Annotated in this window: 26 protein-coding genes; 8 read left to right on the top strand and 18 right to left on the bottom strand. The window is 62.1% G+C overall.

The annotated features are described in order from the left end of the window. The first annotated feature begins 126 nt into the window (after positions 1–126). The 4 genes from ACFOGH_RS16255 to ACFOGH_RS16270 are packed head-to-tail and all read left to right on the top strand — an operon-like array spanning position 127 to position 3,260. Positions 127–999, top strand: a complete 873-nt coding sequence (locus tag ACFOGH_RS16255) for an S-methyl-5'-thioadenosine phosphorylase (protein ID WP_380074209.1) — start codon at positions 127–129, stop codon at positions 997–999. Next, positions 996–2,249, top strand: a complete 1,254-nt coding sequence (locus tag ACFOGH_RS16260; RefSeq protein ID WP_380074210.1) for an SDR family oxidoreductase — start codon at positions 996–998, stop codon at positions 2,247–2,249. The genes ACFOGH_RS16255 and ACFOGH_RS16260 overlap by 4 nt, the downstream gene beginning before the upstream one ends. After that, positions 2,249–2,719 (top strand): DUF2269 family protein, encoded by a 471-nt coding sequence (locus tag ACFOGH_RS16265; protein WP_380074211.1) that lies wholly within the window; start codon positions 2,249–2,251, stop codon positions 2,717–2,719. The genes ACFOGH_RS16260 and ACFOGH_RS16265 overlap by 1 nt, the downstream gene beginning before the upstream one ends. Positions 2,720–2,729: 10 nt before the next feature. Then, positions 2,730–3,260, top strand: a complete 531-nt coding sequence (locus tag ACFOGH_RS16270) for an adenine phosphoribosyltransferase (protein WP_380074212.1) — start codon at positions 2,730–2,732, stop codon at positions 3,258–3,260. 420 nt (positions 3,261–3,680) lie between these two features. Here ACFOGH_RS16270 and ACFOGH_RS16275 read toward each other — a convergent pair whose 3' ends face one another. The 12 genes from ACFOGH_RS16275 to coxB all read right to left on the bottom strand — a co-directional run bounded on the left by ACFOGH_RS16275 (position 3,681) and on the right by coxB (position 13,762). Then, complete coding sequence (locus ACFOGH_RS16275) at positions 3,681–4,073, bottom strand: DUF1428 domain-containing protein (RefSeq protein ID WP_380074213.1); 393 nt, start codon at positions 4,071–4,073, stop codon at positions 3,681–3,683. A gap of 59 nt (positions 4,074–4,132) precedes the next feature. Then, positions 4,133–5,548, bottom strand: coding sequence for an FAD-binding oxidoreductase (locus ACFOGH_RS16280; RefSeq protein WP_380074891.1), 1,416 nt, complete (start codon positions 5,546–5,548; stop codon positions 4,133–4,135). Positions 5,549–5,584: 36 nt separating this feature from the next. After that, positions 5,585–6,127 carry a DUF1697 domain-containing protein gene (locus ACFOGH_RS16285; RefSeq protein ID WP_380074214.1) on the bottom strand — a complete coding sequence of 181 codons (543 nt, stop codon included), beginning with the start codon at positions 6,125–6,127 and terminating at the stop codon, positions 5,585–5,587. A gap of 60 nt (positions 6,128–6,187) precedes the next feature. Next, complete coding sequence (locus tag ACFOGH_RS16290) at positions 6,188–6,772, bottom strand: GNAT family N-acetyltransferase (protein WP_380074215.1); 585 nt, start codon at positions 6,770–6,772, stop codon at positions 6,188–6,190. Next, positions 6,772–8,046, bottom strand: coding sequence for a M16 family metallopeptidase (locus ACFOGH_RS16295; RefSeq protein ID WP_380074216.1), 1,275 nt, complete (start codon positions 8,044–8,046; stop codon positions 6,772–6,774). The genes ACFOGH_RS16290 and ACFOGH_RS16295 overlap by 1 nt, the downstream gene beginning before the upstream one ends. Further along, on the bottom strand, positions 8,043–9,428 hold the full coding sequence (gene thrC, locus ACFOGH_RS16300; RefSeq protein ID WP_380074217.1) for a threonine synthase: 1,386 nt from the start codon (positions 9,426–9,428) through the stop codon (positions 8,043–8,045). Before thrC ends, ACFOGH_RS16295 begins: the two co-directional genes overlap by 4 nt. Positions 9,429–9,437: 9 nt before the next feature. Next, positions 9,438–10,106 carry an SURF1 family protein gene (locus ACFOGH_RS16305; protein ID WP_380074218.1) on the bottom strand — a complete coding sequence of 223 codons (669 nt, stop codon included), beginning with the start codon at positions 10,104–10,106 and terminating at the stop codon, positions 9,438–9,440. 56 nt (positions 10,107–10,162) lie between these two features. Further along, entirely contained in the window at positions 10,163–10,969 is an 807-nt protein-coding gene (locus ACFOGH_RS16310; protein WP_380074219.1) for a cytochrome c oxidase subunit 3, read from the bottom strand. A gap of 27 nt (positions 10,970–10,996) precedes the next feature. Further along, the gene (locus ACFOGH_RS16315; RefSeq protein WP_380074220.1) at positions 10,997–11,593 is read right to left on the bottom strand and encodes a cytochrome c oxidase assembly protein; all 597 of its coding nucleotides are present in this window, start codon (positions 11,591–11,593) and stop codon (positions 10,997–10,999) included. After that, the gene (locus ACFOGH_RS16320) at positions 11,590–11,823 is read right to left on the bottom strand and encodes a hypothetical protein (RefSeq protein WP_380074221.1); all 234 of its coding nucleotides are present in this window, start codon (positions 11,821–11,823) and stop codon (positions 11,590–11,592) included. Before ACFOGH_RS16320 ends, ACFOGH_RS16315 begins: the two co-directional genes overlap by 4 nt. Then, positions 11,823–12,755 carry a heme o synthase gene (gene cyoE, locus ACFOGH_RS16325; protein ID WP_380074222.1) on the bottom strand — a complete coding sequence of 311 codons (933 nt, stop codon included), beginning with the start codon at positions 12,753–12,755 and terminating at the stop codon, positions 11,823–11,825. Before cyoE ends, ACFOGH_RS16320 begins: the two co-directional genes overlap by 1 nt. Positions 12,756–12,826: 71 nt before the next feature. Beyond that, complete coding sequence (coxB, locus tag ACFOGH_RS16330) at positions 12,827–13,762, bottom strand: cytochrome c oxidase subunit II (RefSeq protein WP_380074892.1); 936 nt, start codon at positions 13,760–13,762, stop codon at positions 12,827–12,829. Between the two features lie 228 nt (positions 13,763–13,990). Here coxB and ACFOGH_RS16335 point away from each other — a divergent pair, with 228 nt between their 5' ends. Together ACFOGH_RS16335 and tldD are read left to right on the top strand one after the other, a co-directional pair. Beyond that, a complete protein-coding gene (locus ACFOGH_RS16335; RefSeq protein ID WP_380074224.1) occupies positions 13,991–14,800 on the top strand; it encodes an alpha/beta hydrolase in 810 nt (269 codons plus the stop codon). Between the two features lie 363 nt (positions 14,801–15,163). Then, positions 15,164–16,597: a metalloprotease TldD gene (tldD, locus tag ACFOGH_RS16340; protein ID WP_380074225.1), complete on the top strand. Its 1,434-nt coding sequence runs from the start codon at positions 15,164–15,166 to the stop codon at positions 16,595–16,597. Between the two features lie 262 nt (positions 16,598–16,859). On the opposite strand, the gene ACFOGH_RS16345 is transcribed toward tldD, so the two are convergent. From ACFOGH_RS16345 to ACFOGH_RS16355, 3 genes are all read right to left on the bottom strand, one after another. Further along, positions 16,860–17,984, bottom strand: a complete 1,125-nt coding sequence (locus ACFOGH_RS16345) for an aminotransferase class V-fold PLP-dependent enzyme (protein WP_380074227.1) — start codon at positions 17,982–17,984, stop codon at positions 16,860–16,862. Between the two features lie 120 nt (positions 17,985–18,104). Further along, a complete protein-coding gene (locus ACFOGH_RS16350; protein WP_380074228.1) occupies positions 18,105–18,563 on the bottom strand; it encodes an Lrp/AsnC family transcriptional regulator in 459 nt (152 codons plus the stop codon). Continuing rightward, positions 18,560–19,015 (bottom strand): Lrp/AsnC family transcriptional regulator, encoded by a 456-nt coding sequence (locus ACFOGH_RS16355; RefSeq protein ID WP_380074229.1) that lies wholly within the window; start codon positions 19,013–19,015, stop codon positions 18,560–18,562. Before ACFOGH_RS16355 ends, ACFOGH_RS16350 begins: the two co-directional genes overlap by 4 nt. Before the next feature lie 227 nt (positions 19,016–19,242). Between ACFOGH_RS16355 and ACFOGH_RS16360 the strand changes: the two genes are divergently transcribed. Together ACFOGH_RS16360 and ilvC are read left to right on the top strand one after the other, a co-directional pair. After that, positions 19,243–20,388 (top strand): Hint domain-containing protein, encoded by a 1,146-nt coding sequence (locus ACFOGH_RS16360; RefSeq protein ID WP_380074230.1) that lies wholly within the window; start codon positions 19,243–19,245, stop codon positions 20,386–20,388. Positions 20,389–20,524: 136 nt separating this feature from the next. Continuing rightward, positions 20,525–21,547 (top strand): ketol-acid reductoisomerase, encoded by a 1,023-nt coding sequence (ilvC, locus tag ACFOGH_RS16365; protein WP_380074231.1) that lies wholly within the window; start codon positions 20,525–20,527, stop codon positions 21,545–21,547. Positions 21,548–21,632: 85 nt separating this feature from the next. Here ilvC and ACFOGH_RS16370 read toward each other — a convergent pair whose 3' ends face one another. The 3 genes from ACFOGH_RS16370 to folP all read right to left on the bottom strand — a co-directional run bounded on the left by ACFOGH_RS16370 (position 21,633) and on the right by folP (position 24,446). Continuing rightward, positions 21,633–21,854, bottom strand: coding sequence for a hypothetical protein (locus ACFOGH_RS16370; protein ID WP_380074232.1), 222 nt, complete (start codon positions 21,852–21,854; stop codon positions 21,633–21,635). Positions 21,855–22,095: 241 nt separating this feature from the next. Beyond that, the gene (gene glmM / locus ACFOGH_RS16375; protein WP_380074233.1) at positions 22,096–23,439 is read right to left on the bottom strand and encodes a phosphoglucosamine mutase; all 1,344 of its coding nucleotides are present in this window, start codon (positions 23,437–23,439) and stop codon (positions 22,096–22,098) included. Further along, a complete protein-coding gene (folP, locus tag ACFOGH_RS16380; protein WP_380074234.1) occupies positions 23,436–24,446 on the bottom strand; it encodes a dihydropteroate synthase in 1,011 nt (336 codons plus the stop codon). Before folP ends, glmM begins: the two co-directional genes overlap by 4 nt. Positions 24,447–24,490 lie beyond the last annotated feature (44 nt).

Genomic DNA, 24,490 nt, shown 5'->3' on the forward strand with positions numbered 1-24,490 from the left:
CCCCCCTGAAATTCCCCCATGAAAACAATGGCCCCAACGCGGTAGCATCAGAGATTCCCCTTCCCCTCGGCCTAATCCGCCCCTAAACTCGCCCAAACCCCAATAGCGGAGCCTGCAATGCCCCCAATGCCCCCGCCCCCCATGATCGGCGTCATCGGCGGCTCTGGCGTCTATCAGATCGAGGGGCTTGAGGGTGCAAGCTGGGTCAAAGTCAGCACCCCCTGGGGCAAACCTTCGGATGAAATCCTTGTCGGTCGCCTGAATGGCACCCCGATGGCCTTCCTGCCCCGCCACGGACGCGGCCATGTCCACACCCCCACATCCGTCCCCTACCGCGCCAATATTGACGCGCTGAAACGGCTGGGCTGCACCGATGTCGTCGCCGTCTCGGCGGTGGGCAGCCTGCGCCCCGATTACCAGCCCGGCGATTTCGTGCTGGTCGATCAATACATCGACCGCACCTTCGCGCGCGAGAAAAGCTTCTTCGGCCCCGGCTGTGTCGGCCATGTCTCTCTCGCCCACCCGACCTGCCCGCGCCTTGGGGCCGCCTGCCTTACCGCCGCCAAGGCAGCGGGCATCAAGACCCACGCCTCTGCCACCTATCTCGCGATGGAAGGCCCGCAATTCTCGACCCTCGCCGAGTCGCGCCTCTACCGCAGTTGGGGCGCGGATGTGATCGGCATGACCGGGATGCCAGAGGCCAAACTCGCCCGCGAAGCCGAGCTGTGCTATGCCTCGCTGGCCATGATCACCGATTTCGATTGCTGGCACACGGATCACGGCGCGGTGGATGTGGCGCAGGTTATCCAGACCCTGACCGCCAACGCCAATGCCGCCCGCAACCTGATCAGCGAACTGCCCGCGCTGCTGCCCGACCATCCCACCTGCCCGCACGGCTGCGACCACGCCCTGACCTACGCACTGATGACAGCGCCCGACAAACGCGATCCCGATCTGCTGGCGAAACTCGACGCCGTCGCTGGGCGCGTATTGAAATGAAAGTTCTGCTGCTGGGCGCTGATGGCTTCATCGGGCGCCACGCAGCCTTTCATCTGCGCGCCCAAGGCGTGCATGTCATAGCCCAAGCCCGCAACCCTGCCCGCCTGAAACGCATGGGCTTTGCCACGCTGCAAGCCGACCTTGCCAACCGCGCCACCCACGCGCCAGCGTTCTGGGCACCGCATCTGGATGCACAAACCCATATCCTGAACGCCGCTGGCCTGCTGACCGGCACCGCTGCGGCACTCGAGGCCGTGCATGTGTTGGCGCCCGCCGCCGCCTATGCCGCCCGCCATCCCGGCACCCAGGCCCTGCTGATCTCGGCCGTCGGCATCGAGGCCGACACCCCCTTTGCCCAATGGCGGCGCGCAGGCGAGGCTGCCGCCCGCGCCACCGAAGCCGTCATCCTGCGCGCGGGGCTGGTGCTGGCCGATACGTCCTACGGCGGCTCGTCACTGATCCGCGCCCTTGCCGCGCTGCCCTTTGTCACCCCGGTGATCGGCAATGGCGAACAAGCCTTCAACCCGATCCACGCCAGTGACCTTGCTGCTGTGGCCCTTGAATGCCTACAAAACCCCACCCCCGGCACCTATGACATTGGTGGTCCGCAAACCGTCAGCCAAACCGGCCTGCTGCGCGCCACGCAAAGCTGGCTAGGCCTGCCGCAACGGCCCCTGCTGCGCATCCCGCTGCCCCTCGCCCGCCGCTTCGGTCAGATCGGCGATGCGCTGCGGCTTGGCCCGATCTCGGCCACTTCCGTCGCGCAACTGCACCAAGGCGTGCTGGCCGATGCCACCCCCTTGCTGGAAACGCTGCACCACAAGCCGCGCCCGTTCACCCAGTTCCTGCAAACCCGCCCCGCAGGCACGCAAGACCTGTGGCAAGCCCGGCTCTACCTGCTGAAACCGCTGATCCGGCTGACACTCGCGGCGCTCTGGCTGGCCTCGGCAGCCCTCGGCCTGCTGACGCCCTCGGCCAGCTATCTGCCGCAAATCGACCTGCCCGCATCGCTCGCGGTGATCCTCGCCAAAGCCGGCGGCCTCGCCGACGCGGCGCTTGGCCTTGCCCTGCTGCGCGACTGGCGGCCCAAAACCACCGCGATCCTGCAACTGCTGCTGGTCGCGGGGTATACGCTGGGCTTGACGCTGATCGCCCCCGCCCTGTGGCTTGACCCCTTCGGCAGCCTGCTCAAGAACCTGCCTGTGCTGGCGCTGATCCTGACCCATCTTGCGCTGGTGGAAGAACGGTGATGGACGCCTATCTCACCGCCCGCTGGCTGCATATCCTGTCCTCGACCGTGCTGTTCGGCACCGGCATGGGCACCGCGTTCCAGATGGTCTGGGCGATGCGCACCGGCCGGGTCGAGACCATCCATTCCGTCGCCTCTGGCGTGGTTGTCGCCGATTGGATCTTCACCACGCCCGCAGGCGTGATCCAGCCGCTAACCGGCCTCTGGCTGATCCACCTCGCAGGTTACAGCCTGACCGAGCCGTGGTTGCTGGCCACCTACGCGCTTTATGCCACCGCGTTCCTGTGCTGGGCTCCGGTGGTCGTGCTGCAACTGCGCATCCGCGACATGGCCGCACAAGCCTTGGCCGCAGGCACGCCGCTCCCCGCCCTTGCGCACCACTATTACCGCATTTGGTTCGCCTTGGGCTGGCCCGCCTTTGCCGCCCTTGTGGCGGTATTCTGGCTGATGGTAAACAGGCCCGAGCTCTAAGGGGATACCGATGAAAACCGTCAAAGACTACATCCGCACCATCGTCGATTTCCCGCACGAAGGCATCCTGTTCCGCGATGTCACCACCCTGTTCGCCGATCCACGCGGCTTTCGCATGTGCGTTGATCAACTGCTTGCCCCCTATGCCGGGATGCGGATTGACAAGGTGGTGGGGCTAGAGGCCCGCGGCTTTATCCTTGGCGGCGCTGTCGCGCATCAACTTTCCACCGGCTTTGTGCCGATCCGCAAAAAAGGCAAACTCCCCGGCCAGACAATTTCCCAAGCCTATACGCTGGAATATGGCGAGGCCGTGGTCGAGGTGCATGACGACGCCATGCAGGCGGGCGAAAAGGTTCTGCTGGTCGATGATCTGCTGGCCACCGGCGGCACCGCCGAGGCAGGCATCAAACTGATCGAACGCCTTGGCGCGCAAGTGATCGGCTGCGCCTTTGTGGTCGATCTGCCCGATCTGGGCGGGCGCAAAAAGCTGGAAAGCATGGGCATGGACGTGCACGCCCTCTGCGCGTTCGAGGGGCTGTAGAGCATCTCTCTCTCCCCTCGCCGCCCCGGACTTGATCCGGGGCTTCCGACTCACACCAAGCAAGCCACCCAAGCCCGGAATCAAGGCGCGAATGCGCCGCCGGGCAGCGCCCGACCGCCCCCTCGGGCGGGCGCTATTGCCATGTCTCGCCTAGAAATTCTGGGGAGTATGCTGAACCATAAAGCGCCTAGAAATTCGGTGGCTCGCCCACCCGGCGGTCTGGCACTGCCCTGTGTGGTGCCCAGTGTTGGGGAATGCTGAAGACAGGTTAACATCACCCTTAACGGCTTGTTTACCGAATCATCCTACACCGGAACACCTAAGGCCTACCCAGCCTTAGGGTGACGCTGCTTGCAACACGTGACCCACCCAACCCCAGCGCCCTGTCGGTTTACCGGCAGGGCGTTTCTTTAGGCTCCATCACGAAGAACTGGCAAACCCAGCCCCCGGCCAGCCTGTATCTGCGGTGTCAAAGATCGGATCGAACCCGCCCCACACCATGCGCTGCCCGTCAAACGGCATTTCGGGCATCGCACGCCAACGCTCATCGGTCTGCATCCGATCCGAGGCAGCCTCGTAAGTTGCCTGATCCGGCCATTCGATCCAGGCAAACACCACCGCCTCATCCGGCTTTGCCTGCACCGCGCGCTTGAAATCGGTGATCTTGCCGTCCGGGGTGGTCTCGCTCCAGGTCTCCACCACCCGCAACGCGCCGTATTCCTTGAAGATCGGGGCCGAGGCGCGCGCTGCGTCGATATAGGCCTGCTTCTTGTCCTTCGGCACCGCGATCAGAAATCCTTGAATATAGCTCATGCCTACCCCTCCTGTTTCGGAATCATACCCCAAAAACCACCGATCCTAAAATCCGTTCCCTATCCGCGCAGCACAGCACCAGGGTTCATGATGCCCGCAGGGTCCAGCGCCGCCTTGATCGCCCGCATCGCCGCGATCTTGCCGGGGTCGCCATACTTTTCCAGATCATCCACCTTCAGACGGCCCAACCCATGCTCGGCGGACATCGAGCCACCCAGTTCCGCCACCAGATCATGCACACAAGCCTTCACCGCATCGCGTTGATGTTCATAGTCTTTCCGGCTGCGCCCCAAGGCCGGGAACACATTGTAATGCAGATTGCCGTCACCCAGATGACCAAAACAATTCACCCGGAAATCCCCCATCGCCGCCAACCGTGGCCCCGCTTTGGCGATGAATTTTGCCACCAGCCCCAGCGGCACCGAAATGTCATGGCTGCTGACCGCGCCAATCAGCCGGTTCGCCTCGGGGATCGCCTCGCGGATGCGCCACAGACCCGCCCGCTGCGCCTCGGATGCCGCAATCACCCCATCCGACACCAGCCCAGCCGCCAAACCCGCCTCAAACAGCCCGCCCAGATGATCCTCGGCCAGCCCAAAGCCGGCAGGCAGACCGATCTCGATCAACACCATCCAGTCGGGCATCCCGATCGGCGATATCACTTCGGGGATTTTCTCGGCCAGAAACTCCAACCCCATCCGGCCAATCAACTCAAACGCTGACACCATCCCCGAAAGCCGTTCCTGCGCCACAGACAGCAGTTTCAGCGCGGCCTCCGGGCTTTCCACCGCCATCAACGCGGTGCCCACGACTGCGGGCTGCGGATAAAGCCGCAGGCTTGCAGCCGTGATCACCCCCAACGTCCCCTCGGCCCCGATCAACAGATGCCGCAGATCATAGCCGGTGTTATCCTTGCGCAGACGCTTCAAGCCATTGAAAACGCTGCCATCCGGCAAAACCGCCTCGATACCCAGACACAGATCGCGCGTGTTGCCATAGCGCAGCACGTTCAAACCCCCGGCATTGGTTGAAAGGTTGCCGCCAATCCGACAGGTGCCCTCCGATGCCAGCGCCAAGGGAAACACCCGCCCCACATCGCTGGCATGGCGCTGCACATCCGCGAGGATCATCCCGGCCTCGACCACCAGCACGTTCTCATCCGGGTAAATCCCGCGCAAAGCCGCCATCCGCTCCAGCGAAATCACCACCGGCGCAGGTCCATCCGGCAGCAACTGCCCGCCTACCAGCCCAGTGCCGCCGCCCCACGCCACCAGCCCCACACGCGCCGCAGCACAGGCCTGCACCACCACCGCCACCTCATCAACCGAGCGCGGCAGCGCCACCACACCCGCCTGCCCCAGCCAGCGCCCGCGCGGCTCTTCCAGATAGCGCGGCTCGGGGGCATGCAGCGCACCTTCAGGCAACAGCGCGCGCAGGTGATCAACAAAGGCAGTATCGGCAGGGTTCAGCATCACAGTCTCACTTGTAGCCATCGGTCAGGGCGGCCCTGATCACAGCGGAATCGTCCGCGCCAAGGCCGCAATCGCAAGGGCCGAGGTATAGTTGCGCGCAGTTTTCACCATTTTCAGCCCGCTTTCCAGCTTGGCCGCCAACACAGACCGACCAATGCCATTCGGCGCTAGCAGATAAATCGCCTTGTCAGAAAACAAGATCTGCTCGCCTTGCGCCGCATGCGCCGCAAAGGCCTGCGCGCTGATCGAGGCCGGGCTTTCCAGAAACCAGATATGCACCGCTGCCCCATTGGCCTCGCCCTGCTTTTTGAACGGATTTGCCGCGAGCACAGCGTCATATTCCGCCAAGGTCATTACGAACATCGGCGGCGCAAAGCCGAACCGCTCTTTCATCGCCGTAGTGATCTTCGCCTCTACCCCCGCCACACCCGGATCAAGATAAACCGCATTGCCGCTTTGCAGATGGGTGTGAATATGCTGAAGCCCCAGTTCCAGCAGCATTTGCCGGAATTCCGGCATCGGCAGACGGTTGGCACCGCCGACATTGACGCCGCGCAGCAGCAGGACTTTGATTTCGCTCATGGGATTCTCCCGGCAAGACCCCACCCGCTCCAGCGTAGGGCTACCGCTGAAACCAGTGGCTTATCCTACGTCCGTGCGACCACGTCGGTCATTCCGTAAATTGGCGTATAACACATGGTTTCGCCAACGCCCGTTGATTTGCAAATAAGATTGCGCCACGCCCTCGTATTTGAAGCCGGATTTCTCCAGCACCCCGCGCGAGGCCACATTTTCCGGCAAACAGGCGCTTTCGATCCGGCTCAGGTCAAGCTGCGCGAAGGAAAAATGCACCATCGCCTGCACGGCTTCCTTCATCAGCCCTTGCCGCGCAAATTCCGCGCCGATCCAATAGCCCATCGTGCCCGCCTGCACCGGACCACGCCGGATGTTGTCCAGCGTCACCGCCCCCAGCAACTGCTGATCCGCCCGCCGAAACATCAGCATCGGCAGCGCCGTGCCAGCCGCCTCGGCCCGCCCCGCCCAATACACCCGGTTGGTAAACGCCTTGCGCGACAGATGATCATGCGACCAGACAGGCTCCCACGGCCGCAGATGCTCGATCGAGGCTTCGCGCAACCCCGACCACGCCCGATAATCGGCATGGGTCGGCAGCCGCAATGTCATGCGCTCGGTTTCAACCACAGGCCTGCGGCGAAACGACAGCATTACGCCGCCAGACGCTTGCGGATATCCTCCAGCGAGGGCGCATCCGCGACCGGCCCATACAGCGCCAGCGCCGAATCCGCCGCCGCCAATTCGCCCGCATAGCGCCGCACATCGGCTACAGACACCGCATCAATCCGCGCCACGGCCTCATCCACCCCCGGCACGCGATCATAAATCGCCAGCAGCCGCGCGATCCGCTCGGCACGGCTCGACGGGCTTTCCAGCCCCATCAGCATCCCCGCCTTGATCTGCGTGCGCGCCCGCGCCACTTCGGCCTCGGACATATCATCCGCCGCGCGCTTCAACTCATCCATGGTGATCTGGGTCAGATCGCCGATTTCTTCCGCAGAAGTGCCCGCATAAAGCGTGATCTGCCCGGCATCCTCATAAGCGCCCGACTGCGCGAAAATCGAATAGCAAAGGCCGCGTTCTTCCCGCACCTTCTGGAACAGCCGGGACGACATGCCGCCGCCCATCGTCATCGCATAGACCTGCGCTGTGTAGACATCCGGGTGGCGATAGCCCGGCGCGTCAAACGCCATGGCGAAATGCACCTGCTCCAGATCCTTGACCTCACGCCGCTCTGATCCCTTGAACACCGCCGCCTGAAAGCTGGTCGCGGGCTTGGCCTTCATGCCGCCAAACATCGCCTCGGCCTGTTTCACAATCGCATCATGATCCACAGCCCCGGCGGCGGCCAAGATCATCTGGCCGGGGCCATAATGCTCGGCGACAAAGCCCTGCAAATCCTTGCGCGTGAACGAAGAAACCCGCTCTTCCGGCCCCAGAATCGTGCGGCCAAACGCCTGATCCGGGTAGCTTGCCTCTTGCAGCCAATCGAACACGATATCATCGGGCGTATCCAGCGCCTGCCCGATTTCCTGCAAGATCACATGCCGCTCAACCTCGATTTCCTTTTTGTCAAAGGACGGGTTCAGCACAATATCGCCAATCACATCCAGCGCCAGCGCCACATCGGCCTGCAACACCCGCGCGTAATAGGCCGTCATCTCGCGGCTGGTATAGGCGTTGATATAGCCGCCGACATCCTCGATTTCTTCGGCAATCTGCAAACTGGTGCGCCGCTTGGTGCCCTTGAACGCCATATGCTCCAGGAAATGCGCGATGCCGTTCTGCGCCGGAGTCTCATGCCGCCCGCCCGCCATCACCCAGATTCCGGCGCTGGCAGACAGCAGCCCCGGCATGTTCTCGGTGACGATGCGGAAGCCATTCGGCAGGGTGGTCAGGCGCAGACCGGCAGATGCGTGGCTCAACGGGCAATCCTTTCGCGGATCAGCGCCTGCAAAGCGCCCAGATCATTCGGCACACGGGTGACACGTTCCGGGCGCTCAAACAAGTCCGCCATGCGCGGCGGCAGTGCCGGACGCACCCCCATCGCCTTCTCGACCGCATCGGGGAACTTCGCCGGATGCGCCGTCGCCAGCGTGATCATCGGCGCCGCGCCCAGATGTTCCTCCGCCACCTTCACCCCCACCGCCGAATGCGGGCAAAGCACCTCGCCGGTTTCGGCATAGGCGCGGGTGATCGTGGCCAAGGTTTCCTCCTCGGAACACCGCCCCGAAGCAAAGGTCTCGCGCAGCATCCCCATCGCGCCTTGGCTGATATGGAACCCGCCCGCTTTCAACTCATCCATCAAAGCCGAGATCGCGGCACCATCACGCCCATAAGCATCAAACAGCGCGCGCTCAAAATTCGACGACACCTGAATATCCATCGACGGGCTGATCGAGGCTTTCACCCCGTTCTGCACATAATCGCCCGACTTCATCGCCCGGTCCAGAATGTCATTCTGGTTGGTCGCAATCACCAGTTTCTCAATCGGCAAGCCCATCTTGCGCGCAATGTAGCCTGCGAAAATGTCACCGAAATTGCCCGTCGGCACGGTGAACGATACCGCACGCTCCGGCGCACCCAAAGCCACCGCCGCGTAGAAGTAATACACCACCTGCGCCAGCACCCGCGCCCAGTTGATGCTGTTCACGCCCGCCAGCCGCACGCCATCACGGAAGCCAAAATCGTTGAACATATCCTTCACGCGGGCTTGGCAATCGTCAAAATCGCCATCCATCGCCAGCGCATAGACATTGGCCTCAGACGGCGTGGTCATCTGGCAGCGCTGCACATCCGACACCCGGCCATGCGGATAAAGGATGAACAGATCGACATTCGCCAAGCCCCGAAACGCCTCCATCGCAGCCGACCCAGTATCGCCAGAGGTGGCCCCGACAATGGTGATCCGCTCACCCGTCTTGGCCAAAGCCGCCTGCATCATCTGGCCGATCAACTGCATGGCAAAGTCTTTGAACGCCAGCGTCGGCCCGTGGAACAGCTCCAGCAGGAAATGGTTCGGCCCCAGTTGCACCAAAGGCGCGCGCGCGGCATGGCCAAAGCCCGCATAAGCCTTGGCGATCAGGCCCTTGAACTCATCATCCGTAAAGGTCGAACCCAGATAGGGCCGCATCACCCGAAACGCGATGTCTTCATACGGTAGCCCGGCCATCGCAGCGATCTCGGCCTTTGACAGCGCAGGCACAACTTCCGGCACATACAGCCCGCCATCGCGTGCCAGCCCCGTCATCATCGCTTCGCCGAAATTCAAAACCGGAGCCTGCCCCCGCGTCGAGATATACCGCATCATCTTCCCCTAGATTTGCCGCCTGATACGCCAGACCAGCGCCGCTGTCATCACCGCCCAAACGAAGGCCAGCGAAAACCAGGTGATCGCATAGCCCCAATGATCATTTGGAATAGACGATGTATCGACCGGCATCGCTTCTATCCCGTCACCAGTTGGCTCGCGGGCGACAATAAATGTCGGCTCTGTGTGTAAAACTGCCGCCATCGCCTCGGCATCGCGGCCAAACCACATGCCGGTCTTGGGGTCTGGTGGCGGTGTGTATTGATTGCTGTCGCGTGGCCACATCAGATTGCCCTGCACCGTCAGATCGGTGACATGCAGCGCCTTGTGCTTTTCATCATCCGGCAGAAAGCCGCGATCCACCAGCAACCGCCGCCCATCCGCCATTTGCAGAACCGAGATCACCTGCACACCGGCGCCAATCATCGGCTGGCCAGACAGCACATACAGCGTCTCACCCGTAAAGCGCCCCGCCGCAATCACCGGGCGATACCTGTCGCGCGCTGGGTCCAGCACCGCAGGCACCACCACCGCAGGTTCGGATATCCCCGCTGTCATCTCATCCAGTTGCGCGCGCTTTTCATACATGCGCTGCACTTGCCAGATGCCAAGGCTGCACAGAAAACCCACGCCAGCCAAACCCAGCAGCAGCGCAGACATCAAACGGAATTTCATCAGCCAACCTTGAAAAAGCTGCGCGGGCCACCGGGCCCGCGCGCTGTCTTTGATGGTTATGCGCTGCCCCAGATGTAGACCGCAGCAAACAGGAACAACCAGACCACGTCCACAAAGTGCCAATACCAAGCCGCAGCCTCAAAGCCAACGTGCTGTTCAGGGGTGAAATGGCCCTTGTAGGTGCGGATCAGGCAGATCAGCAAAAAGATCGTGCCGATGATCACGTGGAAACCATGGAACCCGGTCGCCATGAAGAACGACGCGCCATAGATGTTGCCGGCAAAACCAAAGGCTGCGTGGCTGTATTCATAGGCTTGGAAGAACGTGAACAGCAGGCCCAGCAGCACCGCCAGAATCAGCCCCTGCTTCATCGCCGAACGGTTGTTGTTCTCATGCACCAGCGCATGGTGCGCCCAGGTCGCAGCGCAGCCCGAGCACAGCAGGATCAGCGTGTTGATCAGCGGCAGGTGCCACGGGTCGAACAGCACGATGCCTTCCGGCGGCCAGACGCCATCTTTCAGCGGGCTCATCGGCCCCATCGGATACATGGCGTGCTTGAAGAAGGTCCAGAACCACGCCGAGAAGAACATCACTTCCGACATAATGAACAGGATAAAGCCATAACGCAGGCCGATCCGCACCACCGGGGTGTGATCGCCGGTCTGACCTTCATGCACCACTTCCGACCACCAGGCGAACATGACGTAAAGCACCAGTGCCAGCCCCACCAGACCCATCCAGGGGCCCGAGCCGTGCATCCACAGCACCGCGCCGAACAGCATGATGAACGCGCCAAGCGAACCGGCAAACGGCCAGATCGACGGCGGCAAGATATGATAGTCGTGGTTCTTGGCGTGGGCCATATTGGGGTTCCCTCGGTTTTCTTGGTCTTATTGTACTAGCTTGACGGGTGTCTCGGCAAGAGCAGGCGGGGTGGTATTGGCCGCCTGCTTTTCCGGAATATCCGCCACATGGAAGGTGTAAGACAGCGTGATTTCCTTGATCAGGCTGGCCTCAGGGTCTTTCACAATCGACGGATCGACGTAAAAGCTGACCGGCATCTGCACACGCTCGCCGGGCTGCAGAACCTGCTCGGTAAAGCAGAAACACTCGATCTTGGTGAAATAGCCGCCCGACTGATCCGGCGTCACATTATAGCTCGCCTGCCCACCCACGGCCTTGTCGGTCGGGTTATAGGCTTCAAAGAACGCAAGCCCGGTCTCACCGATGCGAATGGTCATCGACGGCTGCATGGCGCGGAACTGCCACGGCATCCCGGCCTCAAGCGAGGCGTCAAAGCGGATTTTCACGGTCTGATCAAGGATCTCATCCGCACCCTGCTCGGCCACCGAAGTGGTGCCCGCATAGCCCGTCACCCGGCAGAACCAGTTGTAAAACGGCACGGCCGCGAAGGACAGCGACAGCATGATCGCCGCCACGCCCGCCAACAAAGCCGCCGTTTTCTTGGGGGTCAATGGCTGGCTCATGGGTTCACCGCCGGGGTTGCAGGCGCGGGGGCAGGTTCTTCCGGTGCAATCGGCACCGTCGAGCCCAGCATCCCCGGCACATCATTGGCATGGCCCATATCGCCCTGCGTCACCTTCACCACCGTCAGCGCGAACACCAGCGCGACAAAGCAGGTCAGCGCCAGCCCCACGCCCAGATTGCGCGAGAATCGGCGGCGGTGGATCTCATGTTCCGGTGCCGGAAATGCCATCACCAGCCCCCCATACCTTGCGCGTGCAGCACTGCCTCGACCAGCAAAGCGCCGAAATGCAGGAACAGATACAGCAGCGAGAACCGGAATACCGCTTTCTCGACCTTGTACTTGTCCGCCTCAGCCGCAGCCTCATCGCGTTTCCAGATCCGATAAGCGCCGCGCAGGAACTCGGCGTTCAGCAACACCGACACCGCCAGATAAACCGGCCCGCCAATCGGGGTGAAGCCCAGCGCAATCGCAAACGGGATCAGCGCCAACGTATAGCCCAGCACGTGATTGCGGGTCACACGCTTGCCATGCGTCACCGTCAGCATCGGCACACCGGCTTTCGAGTAATCCTCGTTCATGAACAGCGCCAAAGCCCAGAAATGCGGCGGCGTCCACATGAAGATCAGCATGAACATCAGACAAGCTTCGACCGAAACCGATCCCGTCGCCGCCACCCAACCGATCATCGGCGGGAAAGCCCCCGCCGCGCCGCCAATCACGATGTTCTGCGGCGTCGAACGCTTCAGCCACATCGAATAGACCACGGCATAAAAGAAGATCGTGAACGCGAGCAGTGCGCCCGCCAGCATATTCGTCGCCAGCGCCAGCATGACAATCGAGATACCTGACAGCGCCAGACCAATCGCCAGCGCCTCGCCCGGCTGCACCATCCCCGCAGGCACGGGGCGGCCCTTGGTGCGGCGCATCATCGCGTCAATATCGGCATCCCACCACATGTTCAAAGCGCCCGACGCACCCGCGCCCAAGGCAATGAACAAAATCGCGGTAAATCCCACCACCGGATGCAAGCCAACCGGGGCCACCAGCAAACCGACCATTGCGGTAAACACCACAAGCGACATCACGCGCGGCTTCAAAAGCTGCACGAAATCGCCAAATCCCGCTTCTTTCGGGCCCTCAAAAGACCGGATATCGGTCATAACGTGTCCTGGCTTTCTGGTAAGTAAAAGGCCCCCAACGGGTGGAGGCCCTCTTTGCCGTAGCTTGGGGCTTAGTTCGAGGCGAGCCGCAGATTGCCCGTCGAAGTCGCCTGTGCGATCCAAGCGTCATATGCCGCTTGGCTGACCACTTTCACCGTGATCGGCATATAGGCGTGGTCCTTGCCGCAAAGCGTGGTGCACTGGCCGAAATAGACGCCTTCACGGTCAGCCTTGAACCACAGCTGGCCCAGACGCCCCGGCACCGCCGATTGCATCACGCCGAAGGCAGGCATGGCCCAAGCGTGGATCACGTCGGCACCCGTCACCTGCATCACCACGGTCTTGCCAACCGGGATCACCACAGCGTTGTCGGTGGCCAACAGGAAATCTTCTTTCTTGTAGCCGTAGTAGGCCAGTTTCTTCACCGCCACATCGCTCATCACGCCAGCGGTCGACATCGGCTGATCCTTGCCCCAGCCAGCGGCCGCGTCGTCGATCTGCGTGGCACCGTCGATGCGGAAGGCGTCAAACTTCAGCGTGTCTTCGCCGACCTTCACATCGGGGTATTCATACGACCAGTACCACTGGTTGCCGGTCGCCTTGATGGTGATATCCGCCACCGGAATTTCTTGCTGTTCAAACAAAGCGGGCAGCGAGAACGACCCGATGAACACCAGAATCAGGATCGGGATGATCGTCCATGCCACTTCCAAGGGCGAGTTATGGGTAAAGGTCGCGGGCGTCGGGTTCCGCTTACGGTTGTAGCGCACCATGATATACAGCAGCAGCACCGTCACAAACGCCACGATCGCGGTGATGATGATCAGAATCATATGATCCAGCCATTGCAGATCGCGGGCGATGTTGGTCGCCGCCGGCTGATGCTCGGTGCCACGCGGAACCGGAGCCCCCACGGTTTCCAAAGCCTGCGCCAATGCGAAGCTAGGCTGCATCAGCAGACCAAGGCTGGCGGCCGCAACAGCGTTGAAAGTGGACTTAAGACGCATGTTCATTTCCCGTATCCATGGGCAGCTTTCACGCCACCTTTTTGACCATGCCCAAACAGGGGGCAGAATCCCGTTATCTCTGGCCTGTGAACCATATTAGCCGCTTCCCGACAAGAGTAAGCTGCGGCAAAACCGCGCCACTTGATCAAGATCAAAGCAAAAATCCCACGGTTGCCACGCCACAGCCACGACCGCTCTGCCACACGCCACAGGAAAGCCCGTTCTGCCATGACCCTTGCCTTGCGCCTTCTCGCCATTGCGGCCAGCCTTTACCTGCTGATCGCGCTTGCGGTCTTTGTGCTGCAACGCCGCCTGCAATACTTTCCCGACACCCGCCACACCACCCCCGCCGAGGCCGGGTTGACCGGCGTGCAAGAGGTGCCACTGACCGCCGCAGATGGTATCAAGACCGCGCTGTGGTATGCCCCCGCCGCGGCGGGTAAGCCAACAGTGCTGTATTTTCAAGGCAATGGCGGCGGGTTGGCACAGCGCGCCAACCGCTTGGCCTTCTATCAGTCGCAAGGCCTTGGGGCGGCGTTTCTGTCCTATCGCGGCTATAACGGCAGCACCGATCCGATCAGCGAAGCCGGTCTGATCGCCGATGCCACCGCCGCCTATGACTGGCTTGCCGCCCACGGCATCCCGCCCAACCAGATCGCGGTGGTGGGCGAGTCGCTGGGCACCGGCGTCGCCGTGCAACTGGCAGCGCAGCGTCCTGTCGGCGCGGTGGCACTGGAAGCGCCCTATACCTCAACCGCCGATATCGCCGCGCAGATTTACTGGTGGTTGCCCGTGCGTCTGCTGATGAAGGATCAATTCCAGTCGATCCAACACATCGCCGCCATCAACGCGCCGCTGCTGATCCAGCACGGCACCGCCGATCAGGTGATACCCTTTGCATCGGGCGAACAGCTTTTCGCCACCGCAGCCCAGCCGAAAACCCTGCTGCCGCTGCCCGGTCAAGGCCATGAGGCGCTATTTCAACCGTTGACCTGGGCCACCGAGGCCGCGTTCTTCACCGCCACGCTTGCGCCCTGAGCCGGATAATTCATGCCCTTGCGCGCAGATCCGGGCGGAAGCAGGAAACGCACCGCGTTTCCCCGCCCGCGTGTGCGGTTTCACCCTGTAAACAGTGCCACGATAAACCCGTTGAGGCCAGTGCCCGACCCGGCGGGCGAGAAGCGCCCGCCATTGGCGGGTCGGGCGCTGGCCGGGCCTTTGAGGCCCGGCGGTCTCAGCGGTCCTTGTCTCGCATGGCGAAGGCGATGGCCTTCGCCAGATTGCCCCAGACGAATGTCGATCCACCCCAAGCCATCACATCCCGGCAAGCTGGCCTTGCGATGCCCCCTGCCGCCACATAAGTTTGCCACAACCGGGCCAGTGTGGCCCCGAAAGGCCCCCATGTCCGATACCGCCACCGACGCCCCCTTCCGCCCGTTTGAGACCTATCTGGATGAGGCCACGGCGCTTGCCACTCTGCGCGCAGCCACCGCTGGCGCGGATGATGGTGAACTGTTCTTGGAACGCCGCCGGTCCGAAGCCATCGTGCTGGACGATGGCCGCATCAAGACCGCCAGCTATGATGCCTCCGAAGGCTTTGGCCTGCGCGCCGTGCGCGGTGAGGTGGCAGGCTACGCCCATGCGACCGAAATCAGCGAACACGCCCTGAAGCGCGCCGCCGAAACCGCCCGGCTTGCGGTGGGCGATGGCGGCGGCACGCTGGCCGATGCGCCAAAACGCAGCAATATCAAGCTTTACAGCGACGCCGACCCGATGGCCGACGCCACCTTCGCCGTCAAGATCGACCTGCTGAAAGAAATCGACGCCTATGCCCGCAGCCTTGATCCCCGCGTGGTGCAAGTCTCGGCCACCATCGCCGCGGGCCTGCAAGAGGTCGAAATCCTGCGCCCCGAGGGCCTGCGCTATAGCGATGTGCGCCCGATGGCACGCATGAACGTGTCGGTGATCATCGAAGACAAGGGCCGCCGCGAACAGGGCGGCACCGGCGGCGGTGGCCGCTATGGTCTGGCCAGCCTGATGCAGCCAAGCCATTGGCAACCCTTGCTGAAAGAGGCGCTGCGCATCGCGTTGGTCAATCTGGATGCCGTCGCCGCCCCGGCTGGCATGATGGATGTGGTGCTTGGCCCCGGCTGGCCCGGTATCTTGCTGCACGAAGCCATCGGCCACGGGCTGGAAGGTGACTTCAACCGCAAGAAAACCAGCGCTTTCGCCGGCCTGATGGGCGAGATGATCGCAGCCCCCGGCGTCACCGTGCTGGATGACGGCACCATCCCGAACCGGCGTGGGTCCATCAGCGTCGATGACGAAGGCACCCCATCGCAGAAAAACACCCTGATCGAGGACGGCCGTCTGGTCGGCTACATGCAAGACCGCCAGAACGCCCGCCTGATGGGCGTGGCCGCCACCGGCAACGGGCGGCGCGAAAGCTATGCCCATATCCCGATGCCCCGGATGACCAACACCTATATGCTGTCGGGTAAGGACGATCCGGCTGGCATCGTGGCCTCCCTGAAAGACGGCATCTACGCCGTGGGCTTTGGCGGCGGTCAGGTTGACATCACCAACGGCAAATTCGTGTTCTCCTGCACCGAAGCCTACCGCGTGCGCAACGGCGTGATCGGCGAAGCCGTAAAAGGCGCGACCCTGATCGGCGACGGCGCCACCGCGCTGAAACACATCCGCGCCATCGGCAACGACCTCGCCCTTGACCCCGGCATCGGCAACTGCGGCAAGGCCGGGCAATGGGTGCCGGTCGGCGTCGGCCAGCCCACCCTGCTGATCGGCGGGCTGACCGTGGGCGGCTCGCAAACCTGAGGCGGCTTTCAGACCGATTTTTGGCGCAAAAATCGTGGCCCCTGCCCCGGCGTTCCACACACGGGTGAGGTGCCCTACTGCGTAAGCGGCAGAAGCCTCCGGCGGGGATATTTATGAACAGATGAAATGGCATGCAGCAGGGTTCGGCATCGGCCAAATTGCTTAAGCCACAACATATGGTAGAAAAGGGGGCGAAAACCGCCCCCTGACCACAAGTCATTCCCAGATGGGAAAGCAATCGGCGCGCAACGGCTGCCGGGGCCTACAACACCGCGTCCAGCCCGCGCTGCAACCGCGCCACCGTTGCGGGCACGTCGGCCAGCTTGTCCAGCCCGAACAGGCCCAGACGGAAGGTGCGGAACTCGGCCCCCTCGCCCACCTGCAACGGCACGCCCGCGGCGATCTGCATTCCAAGCTCGCGGAACTTCGCACCGTTCTGCACCGCCGGATCTTCGGTAAAGCTGACCACCACCCCCGGCGCCTGAAACCCATCAGCCGCGACCGAGACCACGCCTTTTTCTGCCAAGGCCCCGCGCACCGCCGTGCCCAAGGCCCATTGCGCTTCCTTTGCCTTCGCGAAGCCCATCGCGCGGGTTTCCAGCATCGCATCGCGGAAGCCGACAATCGCATCGGTCGGCATCGTGGCATGATAGGCGTGGCCGCCCGCCTCATAGGCCGCCATGATGCTGCGCCACTTTTTCAGATCCAGCGCAAAGCTGTTGGAATTGGTCTCGGCCAGACGCGCCTCGGCCCGCGCGCTCATCACCACGATCCCCGCGGCGGGCGAGGCCGACCAGCCCTTTTGCGGCGCCGAGATCAACACATCCACCCCCAGCGCGGCCATATCGACCCAGACGCAGCCGCTGGCGATGCAATCCAGCACCATCAGCGCGCCAACCTCATGCGCCGCCGCTGCCATCTGCGCGATATAGTCATCCGGCAGGATGATCCCGCTCGAGGTTTCGACATGCGGCGCGAACACCGCATCGGGCTTCACCTCGCGGATTTTGGCACAAACCTCCGCGACCGGAGGCGGCGCAAACGCTGCCTGCGCGCCATTGCCCGAGGGCCGCGCCATGACCACCGTCGTTGCGCTGGCAAAGCCGCCAGCCTCAAAAATCTGGCTCCAACGATAGGAAAACCAGCCATTGCGCACGATCAGCGCCGAGCCTTGGCCGAACTGCCGCGCCACCGCTTCCATCGCATAAGTGCCACCCCCCGGCACAAGCGCCACGGCATGGCCGTTGTAAACCTCGCGCAGCAGGGTCGAGACATCGCGCATCACGCCCTGAAACTTGGCCGACATGTGGTTCAACGAGCGGTCGGTGAACACCACCGAGAATTCTTCCAACCCATCGGGATCGACATCAGCATGTGGCAGGTTCATCGCGGCTCTCCGTTGCAACTCTCTGTCATTAATCTAACCGGATTTGGCGCGCGCGCCTTGCGAAAACCGACAAGGAGACCATGGTTTTCGCAGAAAGCACTGTTCCCCAATTCCTGAAAATCACCCCAGCGGCCCAGGCCTGCGTTCTTCGGTCAGCAGCACATTGGCCTCGACCTGCCCCACCCCCGGCAACGTCATGATGCGGCGGCGCAGCACCCTCTCAAAATCGGCAATGTCACGCGCGACCACCCGCAAGCGGTAATCGAACAGGCCCAGCACATGCTGCACCACCTGCACCTCAGGAATAGCCATCACCGCGCGCTCAAAATCTTCCAGCGAGACCCGGCCCTTGGTGGCCAGCTTCACGCCCAGAAACACCGTCACGCCAAAGCCCAAAGCACTGCGATCCACATCCAGCCTGCGCCCGGCGATCACGCCCGCATCCTCGAGCCGCTTGATCCGCCGCCATGCCGCAGGCTGGCTCAGCCCGAACCGCCGCCCCAATTCCCCCGCCGAAAGCCCACCATCCAGCACCAAAGCCCGCAGCAAGCCACGATCGACATCATCCAGATCCATCACAGCGGCAACCCTTCGCTTTCCTTGATCGTCGCGATCAGCATCAGCGCCTCAATGTCGGCAATATGCGGCAAAACCAGAATCCGCCGCCGATACACCTCTTGATAATGCGCCATATCCCGCGCGATCACGTTCAGCCGGACATCGACCCGGCCAAGGAATGTCTCAATCCCGATCACCTCGGGCACCTCGCGCGCCGCCGCCAGAAACTCGTCGAAGGCGCGGGGGTTGGTCTTGTCCAGCGTGAACCGCAGCGAGACTTCCACCGCATAGCCCAAGGCCCGCCAGTCGATCACCGCCGCCTCGGCGCGGATGACGCCTGCCGCGCGCAACCGCTCTAACCGCCGCCAACAGGTGGCTGTGGTCACGCCCGCGCGCTCGGCCAGTGCCGCCGTGGCCAGCGCCGGATCAGCCAGCAAATGCCGCAACAGGCGACGGTCGGTATCGTCCAGCATGAATTTTCCAAAATCCGATCAAAGCGCGCATGACTCATCGCAACTTTTGCCGGCTTCGTCAAAGGCGGATGCTCCGCCACCGCCGCGCTGTTCGGACAAACTATGGCACACCGGCCACAGTTTGGGCCAAATTGCCCGGATATGAACAAAATCAGTCCCTTGCAGCCCAGATTACGCTAGCCTCAGGGGCAGAAACACAACGGCACAAGCCGGAATACCCGCGCAGAATGGCAGAACAGACGATTCATATCTTCGCCAAAAGCGGCGTGACCATCACGCGCGCGAATGGCGCACCACCATTTCAGGCGGATGTCATCGGCAATGCGCTGAATGGCGATGCGTTCAGTTGGGAAAATCCGTCTAACCTGTCGCTGACCTTCGGCACGCCCAGCACGGCCATCACGTTTGACGACGCCGACGGTGTGCTGACCGATGATCCGTTCTCGGGCTCGAACGTCATCGACCAACGCCTGACCCAACCCGTCACAGTCAACGGCGTGACCTACACGCCCTCGGCCGAGACGGTGCGCTGGAAAAATCCCAGCCCGGTCAATGTTGAAAACGAATACGAAGTCACCCTCTACGATGCCGCAGGCACCGCTTACCGCATGGTCGGCGTTTCCATCACCCAAGGCTACACCACCACCGTTGTGGGTGTGATGTTTGATGGCCCCACCCCACCCCCCGGCACCACGCTTTACTATAAACAGGGCATCTCAAGCTATTCAGGCACCGGGCAAAGCGTGGTGATCCCGCCTGCCGTCACCTGCTTTCTCGCCGGCACCCTGATTGAAACCCCCACCGGCCCACGCGCCATTGAACATCTGAACATCGGTGACGCCGTGATCACGCCAGAGGGCAGCGCCCCCGTGCGCTGGATCGGGCACAGCCGGGTCGATGGCCGCGAAGCCCTTGCCCCCATTCGCATCGCGACGGGCGCACTTGGCAACAGCCGCCCGCTTTACGTCTCACCCAATCACCGCATCTTGCTGCGCACGGCCAAGGCAGAACTATATTTCGGCAGCTCTGACATTCTGGTTGCCGCAAAATTCCTGATCAACGGCACCACGATCCGCCCACAGCCGATGCGCTACGCCGCCTATATGCATCTGCTGCTGGACAAGCATCAGATGGTGTTTTCCGAAGGCATTGCCACCGAAAGCCTGTTCACCGGCGCCAATGCCATGCAAGCGCTTGATACCGCCGCACAGGCAGAGCTTCAGGCGATTTTCCCGAAACTCGCGCTGACCCAGCAAAGATTGCGCCACCGCAGTCTGACCCGCACCGAAGCACAGGTGCTGCTGCCGCTGCGTAACGGACGCGATACGCTGCGTTGGACCGAAAGCCGCAACAGCCATCGCCGCGCCGCCTAGTCCCGCGCATGAAACATTCAGAATCCAGTGATCTGCGCATGATGTTTTCACCATTCCCGCAATACTGGAAAAATTTGCACTGATCGGTTTCACAAACCGCCTATATTGCGCCCATCAACCATGAAGGAGCGCCCAAATGCGCGTTTATTACGACCGCGACTGCGATGTGAACATCATCAAAGACAAGAAAGTCGCCATTTTGGGCTACGGCAGCCAAGGCCACGCCCATGCGCTGAACCTGCGCGATTCGGGCGCAAAGAACCTTGTCGTGGCGCTGCGCGAAGGCTCGCCTTCCGCCAAGAAAGCCGAAGCCGAGGGCCTGAAGGTCATGGGCATCGCCGAAGCCGCCGCTTGGGCCGATCTGATCATGTTCACCATGCCCGACGAGTTGCAGGCCGAAACCTACAAGAAATACGTTCACGACAACATCCGTGAAGGCACTGCTCTGGCATTCGCCCACGGTCTGAACATCCATTTCGGCCTGATCGAGCCGAAAAAGGGCGTGGACATCATCATGATGGCGCCGAAAGGCCCGGGCCACACCGTGCGCGGCGAATACACCAAAGGCGGCGGCGTGCCGTGCCTCGTGGCTGTGCATAACGACGCAACCGGCAAGGCGATGGAAATCGGCCTGTCCTATTGCTCGGGCATCGGTGGCGGTCGCTCGGGTATCATTGAAACCAACTTCCGTCAGGAATGCGAAACCGACCTGTTCGGCGAACAAGCCGTTCTCTGCGGCGGTCTGGTTGAGTTGATCCGTATGGGCTTTGAAACCCTAGTCGAAGCTGGCTACGAGCCGGAAATGGCCTATTTCGAATGCCTGCACGAAGTGAAACTGATCGTCGATCTGATCTATGAAGGCGGCATCGCCAACATGAACTATTCGATCAGCAACACCGCAGAATACGGCGAGTACGTCTCGGGCCCGCGGATTCTGCCCTACGCAGAAACCAAAGCCCGCATGAAAGCCGTGCTGACCGACATCCAAACCGGCAAATTCGTGCGTGATTTCATGCAGGAAAACGCTGTTGGCCAGCCGTCGTTCAAAGCAACCCGTCGTATCAACGACGAACACCAGATCGAAAAAGTCGGTGAAAAACTGCGCGCGATGATGCCGTGGATTTCCAAAGGCAAAATGGTGGACCGTTCGCGCAACTAAGCGGACAGGTCTGGTCTAAAATTCGGGGCTGGTGGCTATTGCCGCCAGCCCCAATCTTTTGGATAAGCTTTCTGTCGGGCTGATCTTACTCCAGCACCGGCTCTACATTCGGGTTGCGGTTCACGCGCTGATCCAGCGGCAAAAGAAATGCCACGCCGCCTTGCGGGCCATCCTTGGCCAAGGTCGATTTAGGGGCAAAGGGGTCATGCTTGCGTTCTTCCGTCCGCTCTTTGCTGATCAAGGCAAAGATGCAAACGGCCCCAAGCGTGCAAAGCGCCAGCATTGGAACGATCCATGCAGTATCCATCGGGTATTCCTCTCATGCTATCAGACTGCATAACCAACAGGCTGATCGCATTATGGTTCCCGAACGGGCATTGTGATGCCTAGCGGCCTCGCCTTTCTTATGATCGCAAATACGCGCTCATGAGTGCGGCCAATGGCTGGCCCTGTGTTGTTGACGCGATCAAAGATTAACAAATCCTAAAGTCGTCAGCACAAGCCCTTGATTTCGTTCACACCGAAAACGGTCCCAACTCGGGACCGTCTCAAACCGCAGCCTGGACCGCCCCGACGATCTCCTCGACCACGCCGCGCAGCATGGCCTCATCCTCGCATTCCGCCATCACCCGGATCAGCGGTTCGGTGCCGGATTTACGGATCAGTATCCGCCCCTTGCCCTTGATCTCGGCTTCTTTCGCCGCAATCACCGCCTTCACTTCGGCGGCTTTCAAGGGCTCCAACCCCGGCGCGTAGCGGACATTTTTCAGCATCTGCGGCACGGTTTCAAACTGTTTCACCAACTCACTCGCGGCCTTACCCGACCGCGCCATCTCGGCCAGAAACTGCAAGCCCGCGATCAGCCCGTCGCCCGTGGTGGCATAATCGGTCATTACGATATGCCCCGATTGCTCGCCGCCCAGATTAAAGCCACCGCGCCGCATCGCCTCGACCACGTAACGGTCGCCGACCGCCGTGCGTTCCAGCCGCAGCCCCCGGCCCGTCATGAAGCGCTCCAATCCCAGGTTGGACATCACCGTGGCCACCAGCGTGCCACCCTGCAAGCGCCCCTCGTCTGCCCAACGCCCCGCCAGCAGCGCCATGATCTGATCCCCATCCGCCACGCTGCCGGACTCGTCCAGGATCATCACCCGGTCAGCATCGCCATCCAGACTGATCCCGACATGCGCGCCATGCGCCACCACGGCCTCGGCCGCAGTCTGGGTATAGGTCGACCCACAACGCTGGTTGATGTTCTTGCCGTTCGGGCTGACACCAACCGGGATCACCTCGGCCCCCAACTCCCACAGCACTTCCGGCGCGGCCTTGTAGGCAGCCCCGTTGGCGCAGTCGATCACCACTTTCAAACCATCCAGCCGCAGCCCCGCCGGGAAGGTGGTTTTGACAAACTCTTGATACCGCCCCACCGCATCGTCGATCCGCTTGGCGCGACCGATGTTTTCCGGGGGCGCCAGGTTCGGGTCGGCCATCAGCATCGCCTCAATCTCCGCCTCGGCGGCATCCGATAACTTGAAGCCATCGGGACCGAAGAACTTGATGCCGTTGTCGTGGTGCGGGTTGTGGCTGGCCGAGATCATCACCCCCAGATCCGCCCGCATCGAGCGGGTCAGAAACCCCACCGCAGGCGTGGGCACCGGCCCGAGCAGCAACACATTCATCCCGGTGCTGGTCAACCCTGCCGTCAGCGCGTTTTCCAGCATATAACCCGAAAGCCGGGTGTCCTTGCCGATCACCACCCGATGCGCCGTTGCGCCATCGCGGCGAAAGAACTCGCCCGCCGCAGCACCCAGCTTCAACGCCATCTCGGCGGTCATCGGATAGGTGTTGGCGGTGCCGCGCACGCCATCGGTGCCGAAAAGTTTGCGACTCATGCCGCGCCTCCTGTTGTTGCGGCCTGCCACAACGACAAAGCCTGCCGGGTTTCGGCCACATCATGCACGCGGATCATCTGCATCCCCTGCGCCACCCCGGCCAAAGCCACCGCCAGACTGCCCGGCAGCCGTTTCTGCGCATCGGATTCCGCGCTGATCGTGCCGATGAACCGCTTGCGCGACGCCCCCAGCAGAACGGGAACCCCAAGGTTATGAAACAGCGACAACCGCGACAGCAGGATCAGATTGTGCTGCAAGGTCTTGCCAAAGCCTATGCCCGGATCAACCGCCAACTTGGCGCGCGGGATGCCTGCGGCCTCGGCCTCGGCCAGACGGGTTGATAGCGCGTCATAGACGTCGAGCAAAACATCGTCGTAATAGGGATCGTTCTGCATCGTCTGAGGCGTAGCGATGGAATGCATCAGGATCACCGGACAGCCAGACTGTGCCGCAACCCTCGCCATCGCCGGATCAAACTGCAAAGCCGTCACATCGTTCAGAATAGTGGCGCCTGCCGCGAAAGCCGACCTGGCAACCGAAGCCTTGCGCGTGTCGATCGAGATCGGCACATCCAGACCGCCATCGCGCAACGCTGCGATCACCGGGGCGGTGCGGGCGGTTTCCTCGGCGGCCTCAACCTCTGCCGCGCCAGGGCGGGTGCTTTCACCGCCAATGTCCAGAATATCCGCCCCCGCCGCCATCTTGCGCGCCTGCATCAGCGCGGCCTCGGGGCGCAGGAACAGACCACCATCGGAAAAGCTGTCGGGCGTGACATTCAGGATACCCATCACGCGGGGCCGATCCATCGAGAGGCCGCCAAAATCAGGCCGCTTGCCCGACAGGCGGTCACGGGTTTCGCCATCCAGATCGGCGACCGAGACTATGCGCGGAGCTTCATCGCGATGGATCACTTCGACATGTGAGAACCAACACCATCCCCCCGCAAGCGGCAAGGCACCGGCGGGGCGGGCGGGGTCGGTCATCGGAATGGGGCGTATGTAGGTCATAGACCTGTGGTAAAACTCTAGCGGTTGTGTCGCAAGGGGGAAGC

The sequence above is a fragment of the Cypionkella sinensis genome, from assembly GCF_042646385.1.
Taxonomy (GTDB): Bacteria; Pseudomonadota; Alphaproteobacteria; order Rhodobacterales; family Rhodobacteraceae; genus Cypionkella; species Cypionkella sinensis.

What these genes read in the sequence shown, in the direction of transcription:
- coxB (WP_380074892.1), bottom strand. Translation starts at nt 13,762, where the DNA reads ATGCGTCTTAAGTCCACTTTCAACGCTGTTGCGGCCGCCAGCCTTGGT.
- ACFOGH_RS16360 (WP_380074230.1), top strand. Translation starts at nt 19,243, where the DNA reads ATGGCAGAACAGACGATTCATATCTTCGCCAAAAGCGGCGTGACCATC.
- ACFOGH_RS16265 (WP_380074211.1), top strand. Translation starts at nt 2,249, where the DNA reads ATGGACGCCTATCTCACCGCCCGCTGGCTGCATATCCTGTCCTCGACC.
- ACFOGH_RS16315 (WP_380074220.1), bottom strand. Translation starts at nt 11,593, where the DNA reads ATGAGCCAGCCATTGACCCCCAAGAAAACGGCGGCTTTGTTGGCGGGC.
- ACFOGH_RS16370 (WP_380074232.1), bottom strand. Translation starts at nt 21,854, where the DNA reads ATGGATACTGCATGGATCGTTCCAATGCTGGCGCTTTGCACGCTTGGG.
- ACFOGH_RS16275 (WP_380074213.1), bottom strand. Translation starts at nt 4,073, where the DNA reads ATGAGCTATATTCAAGGATTTCTGATCGCGGTGCCGAAGGACAAGAAG.
- ACFOGH_RS16270 (WP_380074212.1), top strand. Translation starts at nt 2,730, where the DNA reads ATGAAAACCGTCAAAGACTACATCCGCACCATCGTCGATTTCCCGCAC.
- ACFOGH_RS16355 (WP_380074229.1), bottom strand. Translation starts at nt 19,015, where the DNA reads ATGCTGGACGATACCGACCGTCGCCTGTTGCGGCATTTGCTGGCTGAT.
- ACFOGH_RS16335 (WP_380074224.1), top strand. Translation starts at nt 13,991, where the DNA reads ATGACCCTTGCCTTGCGCCTTCTCGCCATTGCGGCCAGCCTTTACCTG.
- ACFOGH_RS16255 (WP_380074209.1), top strand. Translation starts at nt 127, where the DNA reads ATGCCCCCGCCCCCCATGATCGGCGTCATCGGCGGCTCTGGCGTCTAT.
- tldD (WP_380074225.1), top strand. Translation starts at nt 15,164, where the DNA reads ATGTCCGATACCGCCACCGACGCCCCCTTCCGCCCGTTTGAGACCTAT.
- ACFOGH_RS16290 (WP_380074215.1), bottom strand. Translation starts at nt 6,772, where the DNA reads ATGCTGTCGTTTCGCCGCAGGCCTGTGGTTGAAACCGAGCGCATGACA.
- thrC (WP_380074217.1), bottom strand. Translation starts at nt 9,428, where the DNA reads ATGCGGTATATCTCGACGCGGGGGCAGGCTCCGGTTTTGAATTTCGGC.
- ilvC (WP_380074231.1), top strand. Translation starts at nt 20,525, where the DNA reads ATGCGCGTTTATTACGACCGCGACTGCGATGTGAACATCATCAAAGAC.
- cyoE (WP_380074222.1), bottom strand. Translation starts at nt 12,755, where the DNA reads ATGACCGATATCCGGTCTTTTGAGGGCCCGAAAGAAGCGGGATTTGGC.
- folP (WP_380074234.1), bottom strand. Translation starts at nt 24,446, where the DNA reads ATGACCTACATACGCCCCATTCCGATGACCGACCCCGCCCGCCCCGCC.
- ACFOGH_RS16285 (WP_380074214.1), bottom strand. Translation starts at nt 6,127, where the DNA reads ATGAGCGAAATCAAAGTCCTGCTGCTGCGCGGCGTCAATGTCGGCGGT.
- glmM (WP_380074233.1), bottom strand. Translation starts at nt 23,439, where the DNA reads ATGAGTCGCAAACTTTTCGGCACCGATGGCGTGCGCGGCACCGCCAAC.
- ACFOGH_RS16310 (WP_380074219.1), bottom strand. Translation starts at nt 10,969, where the DNA reads ATGGCCCACGCCAAGAACCACGACTATCATATCTTGCCGCCGTCGATC.
- ACFOGH_RS16345 (WP_380074227.1), bottom strand. Translation starts at nt 17,984, where the DNA reads ATGAACCTGCCACATGCTGATGTCGATCCCGATGGGTTGGAAGAATTC.
- ACFOGH_RS16305 (WP_380074218.1), bottom strand. Translation starts at nt 10,106, where the DNA reads ATGAAATTCCGTTTGATGTCTGCGCTGCTGCTGGGTTTGGCTGGCGTG.
- ACFOGH_RS16320 (WP_380074221.1), bottom strand. Translation starts at nt 11,823, where the DNA reads ATGGCATTTCCGGCACCGGAACATGAGATCCACCGCCGCCGATTCTCG.
- ACFOGH_RS16260 (WP_380074210.1), top strand. Translation starts at nt 996, where the DNA reads ATGAAAGTTCTGCTGCTGGGCGCTGATGGCTTCATCGGGCGCCACGCA.